The sequence below is a fragment of the Streptomyces sp. genome (assembly GCF_050698815.1).
GTDB lineage: Bacteria > Actinomycetota > Actinomycetes > Streptomycetales > Streptomycetaceae > Streptomyces.
Genome location: NZ_JBOHCV010000295.1, coordinates 19,984 through 29,301, shown reverse-complemented (window position 1 = coordinate 29,301; position 9,318 = coordinate 19,984). Strand labels below are relative to the sequence as shown.

The 9,318-nt window shown below is 70.4% G+C and carries 9 protein-coding genes; 3 read left to right on the top strand and 6 right to left on the bottom strand.

What is annotated here, in order from left to right; translation table 11 throughout:
* The 5 genes from ACRDP3_RS10730 to ACRDP3_RS10710 all read right to left on the bottom strand — a co-directional run.
* The coding region (locus tag ACRDP3_RS10730) for an acyl-CoA dehydrogenase family protein (protein WP_431516647.1) at positions 1–1,106 on the bottom strand (1,106 nt) is incomplete at its 3' end.
* A gap of 65 nt (positions 1,107–1,171) precedes the next feature.
* Entirely contained in the window at positions 1,172–3,232 is a 2,061-nt protein-coding gene (locus ACRDP3_RS10725) for an acetate--CoA ligase family protein (protein ID WP_431516646.1), read from the bottom strand.
* Between the two features lies 1 nt (position 3,233).
* A complete protein-coding gene (locus tag ACRDP3_RS10720; protein ID WP_431516645.1) occupies positions 3,234–3,425 on the bottom strand; it encodes a ferredoxin in 192 nt (63 codons plus the stop codon).
* On the bottom strand, positions 3,422–4,726 hold the full coding sequence (locus ACRDP3_RS10715; protein WP_431516644.1) for an NADH-ubiquinone oxidoreductase-F iron-sulfur binding region domain-containing protein: 1,305 nt from the start codon (positions 4,724–4,726) through the stop codon (positions 3,422–3,424). Before ACRDP3_RS10715 ends, ACRDP3_RS10720 begins: the two co-directional genes overlap by 4 nt.
* On the bottom strand, positions 4,723–5,142 hold the full coding sequence (locus ACRDP3_RS10710) for a hypothetical protein (RefSeq protein ID WP_431516643.1): 420 nt from the start codon (positions 5,140–5,142) through the stop codon (positions 4,723–4,725). Before ACRDP3_RS10710 ends, ACRDP3_RS10715 begins: the two co-directional genes overlap by 4 nt.
* A gap of 391 nt (positions 5,143–5,533) precedes the next feature.
* Here ACRDP3_RS10710 and ACRDP3_RS10705 point away from each other — a divergent pair, with 391 nt between their 5' ends.
* Both ACRDP3_RS10705 and ACRDP3_RS10700 read left to right on the top strand, forming a co-directional pair.
* Positions 5,534–6,694: an aromatic ring-hydroxylating oxygenase subunit alpha gene (locus ACRDP3_RS10705; RefSeq protein ID WP_431516642.1), complete on the top strand. Its 1,161-nt coding sequence runs from the start codon at positions 5,534–5,536 to the stop codon at positions 6,692–6,694.
* A 137-nt stretch (positions 6,695–6,831) separates the two neighbouring features.
* A complete protein-coding gene (locus tag ACRDP3_RS10700) occupies positions 6,832–7,857 on the top strand; it encodes a polyamine ABC transporter substrate-binding protein (protein WP_431516641.1) in 1,026 nt (341 codons plus the stop codon).
* A 37-nt stretch (positions 7,858–7,894) separates the two neighbouring features.
* On the opposite strand, the gene ACRDP3_RS10695 is transcribed toward ACRDP3_RS10700, so the two are convergent.
* Positions 7,895–8,455 (bottom strand): type 1 glutamine amidotransferase domain-containing protein, encoded by a 561-nt coding sequence (locus ACRDP3_RS10695; RefSeq protein WP_431516640.1) that lies wholly within the window; start codon positions 8,453–8,455, stop codon positions 7,895–7,897.
* Between the two features lie 432 nt (positions 8,456–8,887).
* Between ACRDP3_RS10695 and ACRDP3_RS10690 the strand changes: the two genes are divergently transcribed.
* Positions 8,888–9,112 (top strand): hypothetical protein, encoded by a 225-nt coding sequence (locus ACRDP3_RS10690; RefSeq protein WP_431516639.1) that lies wholly within the window; start codon positions 8,888–8,890, stop codon positions 9,110–9,112.
* The last annotated feature ends 206 nt before the right edge of the window (positions 9,113–9,318 follow it).

Below are 9,318 nucleotides of genomic sequence, written 5' to 3'. Positions count from 1 at the left end.
TGGATTTCGGAGGTGCCTTCCCAGATGCGGTCGACGCGCAGTTCGCGGTAGAGGCGTTCGACGGGGTAGGAGCGGTCGTAGCCGCGTCCGCCGAAGATCTGCACACAGCGGTCGATGACCCGGCCGGCGGCCTCGCTGGCCGCGAGTTTCGCCGTCGACGCCTTGGCGTGCAGGGTTTTTCGGCCGGTGTGCGGCTGATCGGCTTCCCAGGCGACCTGGTGGGTGTAGGCGCGGTTGACGGCGATGTCGACGGCGCAGTCGGCGAGCATGCCCTGGATCAGCTGGAAGTCGGCGATGGGGGAGCCGAACTGGCGGCGCTCCACTGCCCAGTCGCGGGCGAGTTCCAGGGCTCGTTCGGCGGCGCCGACGGTCCGCGCGGCGATCATCAGCCGCTCGTCCGTGAACCATTCCTTTGTCAGCTCGTAGCCCTTGCCGACACCGCCGAGCACGTCCTCGTCGGGGACGAAGACGTCGGTGAAGGTGAACTCGGGGTGCCCGTTCACAGCGGTATGCATGAACCGCGGTACGCGTGTCATCTCGACACCCCGTGCCTGCTTGTCGACGAAGAACAGGGTCGCCGCCCGCTCCCGTCCCGCGTCGGCCTGCACGAGCAGGAAGTCTGCGACGTCACCGCAGGTCACGAACCACTTCTCGCCGTTCAGGAGCCAGCCGCCTTCGGTACGGGTGGCGGTGCTGGTGCCCGAGGAGGGGTCGGAGCCCGCATCCGGTTCGGTCACCGCGAACGCGTCGAAGCGCTCGCCCCTGATGATGGGCAGCAGATACTTCTCCCGCTGCGCCTCGGTGCCGTACGCCAGGACGTTGGAGGGCCGCCAGGGGATGTCCCAAAGGCAGTTGGTGACCTTTCCGAGCTCCTCCTCGACGATGACCTGGTCCAGCAGCGACAGGCCCGCCCCACCCCATTCGACGGGCATGTTGATCGCGAACACGCCGGCGTCGATCGCGGCGCGCGTCAGTTCGCGGACGGTGTCGGCGGGCAGCGGCCCGCTTGCCTCCTCGGACTGGTCCTCGTACCGCATCAGGAGCTGCGCGTAGGCGGCTGCCCGGGTCTTGAGGCCGGCCTGCTCGGGTGTGTAGCGGAAGTCCATGATGTCCTCCGGGGATTCGGGTGGTGCGGGCTGCAGGGAGCGTTGAGAGGGGAGAGAAAGGCCGGTCAGTCAAGGACGGCCCGGGAGTCCAGAGCCATGACCCCGTCGGGAAGGACGAGCAGCGGATTGACCTCGAGTTCGGCGATCCCGGGGTGCGCGGAGGCGACTGTCGTGATGCGCTCGATGACGGCTGCCGCGGCGGCTACGTCGACGGCCGGCCGGCCGCGGACGCCATCGAGCAGCGCGGCGGTCCGCAGACTGCGCAGCAACGACTCCGCCCGGCCGGCCGGGAGGGGTGCGAGCGAGAAGGCGACATCGTGCAGCGTCTCGGTGAGGACTCCACCGAGGCCGACCATGGCCGCCGGTCCGAACCGGGGGTCGCGGTGGACTCCCACGATCAGCTCGATGCCGTCCGTGAGGTCGGCCATCGCCTCGACCGAGTAGGAGGGCGCGCCCAGCCGGGCGTCCATGTCCCGGTACGCGCCGAAGAGCGCGTCCCGGTCAGCCAGCCGCAGGGCCACCCCGCCCGCGTCGGACTTGTGCAGGACGTGCAGGGCCTTCAGGACATACGGACCGTCGAACTCCTCGGCCGCGGCAAGCAGTCCGGCCTCGTCAGTGATCTCGCGCGCCGCCGGGAACGGCACCCCGGCTGCGCTCAGCAGCGCCCGCACCCCGTGGTACCCGGCGTCCCGCAGGGGCGGGGCAGCCGGCGGCAGCGCGGCGACGCCGGGCTGATCAGCCGTCTCCGGGGCCGTCATCGCCACGAGCGCGCGGGCGGCGTCCTCGGTGGCGGCGAACACCGGTATCCCCGCTTCGGCGAGCACCTGGCAGCTCGGCGACTGCGGGTACATCGACTGCACGACGAGCGGTTTGGGCATCTCCCTCTGATGCGTGACGACGGCGTGCGCGGCTTCCAACTCGCCCTCGCAGAGCGCCGTTCCCCCGCCGCCGAGACCGCCGTCGCAGGCGGCGTAGCCGCCGAAGTAGCCCGTCATCAGGACGGCGTCGACCTCGTCGGTGCCGAGCAATCCTGCGACCGTTTCGGCGTACGAGCGGGGGTTCTGCTCACCCATCCCGGCCAGGTCGACCGGGTTGCCTACCGAGGACTGCTCCCACAGCACGGTCCTCAGCTGTTCCTGGGCCGAGCCGCCCAGCTCGGGTACGTCAAGTCCCGCTGCCTCAGCGGCGTCTGCGGCGATGGCGCCGTGGCCGCCGCCGTCGGTGAAGACCGCGGTACGACGCCCGCTCGTACGCGTCCCAGCGTTCAGCGCGGCCAGGACGATCGTCATCTCCCTCGGAGTGGAGACGAGTTCGACCCCGGCGTCGCGGCAGGCGGCGGCCACGATGTCGGACGAGGTGGTGAGGGCTCCGGTGTGCGACTGGGCGCTGCGGGCCGAGGCGCTGCCACGGCCCGCGGTCAGCAGCACGACCGGCTTGCCCGCCGCCGCTGCGGCCTGGGCGAAGGCGCGGCCGTCGCCGAAGTCCTCGGCGTACACGGCGATGGCACGCGTGGGCTCGTGCCGTGCGCAGTCCTCGACGAGGTCGACGAGGGTCACATCGGCCTGGTTTCCGAGGGAGACGAAGCGGGAGAAGCCCAGACCGTGGGGCGCACCGCGGAGCTGGAGTTCGAGCGCCAGATTGCCGCTCTGGCTCAGCAGGGCGACTCCGCCGGGCGTGAAGGTGTCCGAGGCCAGGTAGAGCTCGGTGGTGTTGTCCGCGACGCCGAGGCAGTTGGGGCCGACCAGGACAGCGCCGGCGGCCCGTACGCGATCGGCGATCGCACGCTGCCGGGCCAGACCGGCGGGGCCCGCCTCGGCGAAGCCGGCGGTGATGCCGACGATCGCCCGCACGCCGCAGGCCAGGGCGTCATCGACGGCGGCCTCGAAACCGGCGCCCGGTACGGAGATCACCGCCAGGTCGACGGGTTCACCTATGTCCGCGAGGCTTGTGGCGGCCGTACGGCCCAGGACCGTACCGCCGCGGCGGTTCACCAGGTGCACGGGCCGCCGGTCGGGGGCGCGCAGGGCCTGGGAGGCCACCGCGTGGCCGTATTTCGCCGGGTCGTCGCTGGCGCCGACGACTGCGACGGACTTGGGGCCGAAGAGGGCGGTCAGGTCACGTCTCATGTCACGTCTCCAGCCGGAGTGCGGAGTTCGGGCAGGCTTCGGCGCAGGCGCGGGCCGCGTCCTCGCTGCCGGTCGGCACCGGGGTGGCGATGACGGTCGCGTAGCCCCATTCGTCGAGGTCGACGAGGCTGGGAGCGTGTTCTTGGCACAAGCCGTAGCCCTGGCAGCGCGTGGAGTCCAGCAGGAGTTTCACGGTGTTCCTTTCAGCGAGGGCACCGGGGAAGGGCCGGGCAGCGGGGCAGTGGGCGGGGCCGCGACCTCCGGTACGGCCACCGCGAGGCGGCGACCGCCGTCGGGAGGACAGGAGGCGCAAGCAGGACAACGCGTGTCGAGGTGGGACCGCACGAGTTCGGGGAAGACGCGGATCAGGCTTCCTGCCGTGCCCGCGGCGGCGTCGAGGAGGCCGCAGGCGCCGCGCCCTGGAAGTGCGGAGGACCACCGGAGGAGTTTGGAGAGGGCATCGGATCCGGCTGTGCCCGCGGTCAGCCCGTGCAGGGTGTCGCGAATCGAGGCCGTGCCGGCCACACAGATGCCGCACTGCTGTGCGCTCTCGGCCGTGAGATGGCCGACGGCGTCGGCGGCGGTCGTCACCGGGCACTCGCCGGGGGCGAGGAAGCGGATTGCTCCGCAGCCCAGGGCCGTCTCCGCATCGGCCAGAGCGTCTGGATCGAGCCCGAGGTGGAGAGAGCCGGGCCCGATCAGTCCGCCGAACAGTCCGCCCATGAGGGCCCCGGTCGCGTCGTGAGTGCCCTGGGCCTCGGCCAGCGTCCGCAGCGCGGTGCCGTACGGAACCTCGGCGACCAGGGGCTCAACGTGCCCGCCGGACAGCGTCACCAGGGTGGTACGGGCGATCCGTCGGCGCAGGTCCGGACGTGACGCGACCAGGGCGATACGTGCGAGGGTCTCGACGTTGGAGACCAGGGTCGGCTCGTCGCCGACGCCCTGCTCGTACGGACGTGGTGGCTTGGCGGTGGGCATGGCCGGCCCGCCGTTGATCCTGCGGACCACCGCCGTCTCCTCGCCGGCGACATAACGGTGCCCGGTCTCGATCACCTCGACAGGCAGCGGGGGATTCCACTCGGCGAGGGCCCGGCGGACGCTGTCGCCTGCCGCCGGATCGGAGAGGTACACGTATCCCCGCACGGCGCCGGTGACGGCGGCGGCGCGCGCGAGGCCGTCCAGGACGAGGTGCGGCCTGGCCCGCAGCAGCCAGCGGTCCTTGGACGAACCGGGTTCGCCCTCCTCCCCGTTCGCCACCACGATGGGCACGCCGCCGGCGTCACGTACGGCCCGCAGCTTCACCGCGGCGGGAAATCCCGCGCCGCCGCGCCCGCGCAGACCGGCCGCGCTGATGTGGTCGAGCAGCACGTCCGGACCGGTCACATCCCGGTAGCCACCGGTGGCGAGATAGGTCTCGGCCGTCTCGGCCACGTCCGGCGTGGAGCCGAGCACGGAGCCCGGCGGTGCCGGCATCAGGGATCGGATCCGGGTCATCCTCGGCCTCCATCGGGTGCGTCCGGTGAAGCGGTGCGCAGGGTGCGTACCGCCTTTTCGAGGGCCCTGCGGTCCGCCGCGGTCCGGTCGTATCCGGGTCCCGGAAGGCCGATCAGCATGCGGTGGTGGTCGAGCACCACCTCTCCCGCGAGCAGCGCGGCCCGCAGGTCGCCCAGCCGGGAACCGTCGGCGACACCGGTCACCAGGGCGGTGACCTCCGCGAGATAGCGGAGCCAGCTGCGGCGGCTGCCGCGCAGGATCAATGTCTCCACACGCCGCCGCTCGGCGGCCGCCAGTTCGGGTGGCGCCGTGGCCGTATCCCGCGCACCGGTGCGCAGTGCGGCGACGGTGGGGGGCAGTTCCCGTTCCGGTTCAGGAGTGAGCCCGAGCCAGACCAGACTCCGACGACCGCTCATGCGTGCCTCCGGGGGAGAGGAAGGGGATCCGTGGCGCGGCCCGGCCGTGGCCGGCAGTGAGCAGAGGGTGCGACGAGCGATGCCCTTGGCTCACCGCCGGTTCGCGGTGCCGTGCCGTGCGACGGGGACTGTGCGGTACGGGCCCGGACCTGGGGCGTCCGGGCGGCTGTCGGCGTCCGGTCCGACGTGGACGACGCATCGCGGCGATCTGCGATGGCGACTACGCTAACTAATCAGTTAGTCAGTACACAAGCCTTGACACCGCAGAAGCCCCCCAGCAGTCTGACTGACTAATTAGTCAAGGCAGGTCCCGGCCGTTCGACGCCGCCCGCCGACCGCCCCAAGGCCGCCGCGACACTGATCGCCCCGTGCGGCATGGAGGAGTCAGCCGATGCAGCCCCAAGCCCCCGAAGCGCCGCTGAATCAGCTCAGCCAAGGCAGCCCCGGGCTGGCTCTGCCCGCCCGCTACTACACCGACCCCGACACGGCCACCGCCGAGACCCGGCGCATCTTCGCCAAGTCCTGGCAGCTCGTGTGCCACGAGTCCGATCTGCCCGGACCGGGTGCCCGGCTCGCCGCCGGCGTCGCCGACCGCGAGGTACTGGTGGTCCGGACCGAGGACGGGGGTCTGGCCGCCCACCTCAACGTGTGCCGCCATCGCGGAACACGGCTGGTCACCGCCCCGGAACCGGCCGGAAAGGCGATTCGCTGCCCTTACCACGGCTGGACGTACAAGCTCGACGGCGGCCTGGTCGGTGCCCCCGAGGCCCGCCAGATCCCAGGCCTGGACAAGCCCAGGCTGGGCCTGCTCCCTGTCCGGGTCGAGTCGTTCCTCGGCTTCGTCTTCGCCAACCTGGATCCGGACGCGCAGCCGCTTGCCGAGCAGTGTGCCGGCCTCGCCGAGGCAGTCGGACGCTACGCCGGAACCGACCTGGTGCCCGTCGGCCGCAGTCGGATCCACGACCTGGCCGGCGCCGAGATCCAGGAAACCAACTGGAAGGTGGCGGTCGACAACTACCTGGAGGGCTATCACGTCCCGGTGGCCCACCCCGGCCTGATGCGGCTGCTCGACTATCAGAGTGCCACCATCGAGACCGAGGAGTCCTATGCCCTGTTCTCCTCGACGCTGAGGGACAAGCCGTCCTCGAACTGGGCGGAACGCCTCTACCAGCACATTGCCGCCCCCATGCCCGGCCTCACCGAAGCCGACCGCAGGGTCTGGCGATATGCGGTGATCTACCCGAACACACTCCTCGACTTCTACCCCGACCATGTGCTTGCCTGGACCGCGATCCCGACCGCCGTGGACCGCGTGGCCGTGCCCGGTGCTTGGTACACGCGCCGGGGGACAGGCCTGCGCACCCGCATCGCCCGGCGGCTGAACATCCACATCGGCTGGATCACCAACGACGAGGACTCCGAGCTTGTGGCCCGGGTGCAGAAGGGCCTCGCCACGCCGGGCTTCGAGCCGGGGCCCCTGTCCCGGCGCGAGTCGGCGGTCGGCTGGTTCGCCGACCGGGTCCGGGCCGACCTCGACGCCGCGGAGTTGTGAGCCACCTCAGGTATACCCGCACCGTCTCGCGTTTCCCCGTCGTGCACGAACGCAGGGCATCCGTGCACGCATGTCCGCACCTGAAGCACTGATCGTCCCCTGCCGTCCCCCAGCGGCCCCTACGGAGAGGACCACCGATGTCCCCCGAGGCACTCCCACTGTCCCGCCGCTCCCTCCTCCGCGCCGGCACCGCCGCGACCCTCGGCCTCACCGTGGCCGGCTGCGGGTTCGGATCCGGCGACGCGGCCGACGAAGCGGCAACACAAGCGCCGATCGATGCCAAGATCGACGGTGACCTGGCCTATTTCAACTGGGCCGACTTCGTCGATCCGTCGGTGTTCGACGGCTTCGAGAAGGAGTACGGCGTCAAGGTCATCCAGTCGAACTTCGACTCCATGGAAGGCATGGCCGCCAAGCTCAACGCCGGAAACCGCTACGACATCATCTTCCCCTCCGCGAAATGGGCGCAGCGCCTCGCCACCGGAGGCAAGCTGCGCCGGATCGACCACGCCCGGCTGAAGAACGCCGACGCCGTGTTCGGGGCGTACGACTACTTCGCCGACCCCTGGTACGACCCCGGCTCGGCGCACACGGTGCCCTTCGCCATGTACAAGACAGGTATCGGCTGGCGCAAGGACCGCCTCGGCGACCTGACCGGCTCCTGGGGCGACCTGTGGAATGCCAAGGCCAAGGGCAAGGTGTTCGTCCTCGACGACCGCGACGAAGTGCTCGCCATAGGCGCGCTCAAGCGCGGTCTCGGCGTCAGCACCACCGATGAGGGCGAACTCGACCGCATCACCGACACACTGCGCTCCCTCCGCCCCCGTCTGCGCGGTTTCTCCAGCGACAGCTACAACAACCTGCTCAACGGAAACGCCGACATGACTCAGGCGTGGAGCGGGGACATGGCCGCCATGCTCGCCCAGGCGAAGGACCCCTCGGTCTTCGGCTTCGAGATCGCGCGGGAGGGCGCCCCGGTCAACTCCGACTGCTACGCCATCCCTTCCACCGCCCAGCATCCCGGCACGGCGATGCTCTTCATCGACTACATGCTCCGCCCGGAGAGCGTGAAGACAGGCGACCTCACTTCCTCAGGCAAGCCGTACCGGGAGGATGCCCATCGCCGGAATGTGGCTGCCGACTGTCGATGCCCGACTCGGTGACCGGCGCGCGGCGGGACTTCGCAAGGTTGATCACAGCTCAGGCGGTGGCGTGCTCGGCCTTGCTGAACTGGGCGACGATTGCTGCGCAGAAGGCGGGCAGGTCGGCGGGTGAGCGGCTGGTTGTGAACTGGCCGTCGACAACGACCTCTTCGTCGACAACCTCGGCCCCGGCGTTGCGCAGATCGGTGCGGATACTCGGCCATGAGGTGAGTCGGTGTCCCTGTACCACGTCGGCCTCAGCCAGCGTCCAGGGCCCGTGGCAGATGGCGGCCACCGGCTTGCCTGTTGCCACGAAATCCTTCACGAATGCGACTGCATCGGAGTTCATCCGGAGCTGGTCGGGGTTGACCGTGCCGCCGGGGAGAAACAACGCTTCGTAGTCGTCGACGGAGGAGTCGGAGACCAGCCGGTCGACCGGGAAGGTCCCGGCGGAGTCAATGTCGAATTGCCGGGCTTGGATCTCGCCGAGATGGATCGAGAGCAACTCGGTCCGCGCCCCGGCGCCGAAGAGTGCGCCGCGGGGTTGCTCCAATTCGACACGTTCCACGCCGTCCGTGGCCAGAATCGCGATCTTCTGACTGGGGAGTTCGTTCGTCATGGTCCTGCCCCTGTTCCTTGTAGCCTCTTCAGGGTTGCCAGTTCCGGTAGGTGCTGATTCCCTCCGGCGCACGCCTGGCCAGCGGAAAGGGCTATGCCCCCAGGGCCGCGCGCTTGGCGCCCTGAGCCGCTACGGGCCGCGTAGCCATGACTCCTGCCGATAAACCGGATTTTCGAACTTGATGGTGAAGGTCCGGTGCGTGCTGCGTTGGGGCGTAGCGGCTGGTCAGCGTGGTGCGGCGGACCCACGGGCGAGGGTGGGCGAACAGGCCGGGCTCGCGTTCGGCGAGGAGGCCGCGGTTGACCAGGCGTTTCAGCTTGGACCGGATGCTTCGGTGTTCTTCGCGGTGATCGGCAGGTTGCCGGCGTGCTCGGGCGCTCCGGGAGCGTGGGTGCCGGCTCGATTCCGGCCTCGGCTGCAAGGTAGGCCGCGATGCCCGGCAGGGTCTTCCGGGTGATCCGAAGTTCGGTCAGACGGGTGACGAGATGCTCGATCTGCCCAGGCCTGTTCGGCCTGGTCCGCAAGGTGTCGTTCGCGGTACTCGATCTGTTCGAGGAAGGGCTTCGCGGCCTCGCGTCCGGTCATGCGTCGCGCCAGGTAGGGGGTGGTGGTGTGCCGGTCAGCCGACGGGTCATCACGTCGCCCATCGCCCTGTAGACGCGTGACTCGGAGGTGGCGAGGCGCCGCGGGCCCCGGTGGGCCGCTCGACGATGTGCCACGTCGACTGCGTGCGCCCCCGGCACCCTCGACAGCCCGTCGGTCGGCCGGCTGACACGAGAGCCCGAACGAGCTGCCGCCTCCGCTCTCCTGGTGCACGCTGGAAGCAGCGGCGCAGGACCGCCGTCGATCTTGCGCCGTAGGAG

Coding starts and splice junctions, on each gene's coding strand:
- ACRDP3_RS10725 (WP_431516646.1), bottom strand. CDS start 3,232: ATGAGACGTGACCTGACCGCCCTCTTCGGCCCCAAGTCCGTCGCAGTC.
- ACRDP3_RS10715 (WP_431516644.1), bottom strand. CDS start 4,726: ATGACCCGGATCCGATCCCTGATGCCGGCACCGCCGGGCTCCGTGCTC.
- ACRDP3_RS10710 (WP_431516643.1), bottom strand. CDS start 5,142: ATGAGCGGTCGTCGGAGTCTGGTCTGGCTCGGGCTCACTCCTGAACCG.
- ACRDP3_RS10705 (WP_431516642.1), top strand. CDS start 5,534: ATGCAGCCCCAAGCCCCCGAAGCGCCGCTGAATCAGCTCAGCCAAGGC.
- ACRDP3_RS10700 (WP_431516641.1), top strand. CDS start 6,832: ATGTCCCCCGAGGCACTCCCACTGTCCCGCCGCTCCCTCCTCCGCGCC.
- ACRDP3_RS10695 (WP_431516640.1), bottom strand. CDS start 8,455: ATGACGAACGAACTCCCCAGTCAGAAGATCGCGATTCTGGCCACGGAC.
- ACRDP3_RS10690 (WP_431516639.1), top strand. CDS start 8,888: ATGCCCGGCAGGGTCTTCCGGGTGATCCGAAGTTCGGTCAGACGGGTG.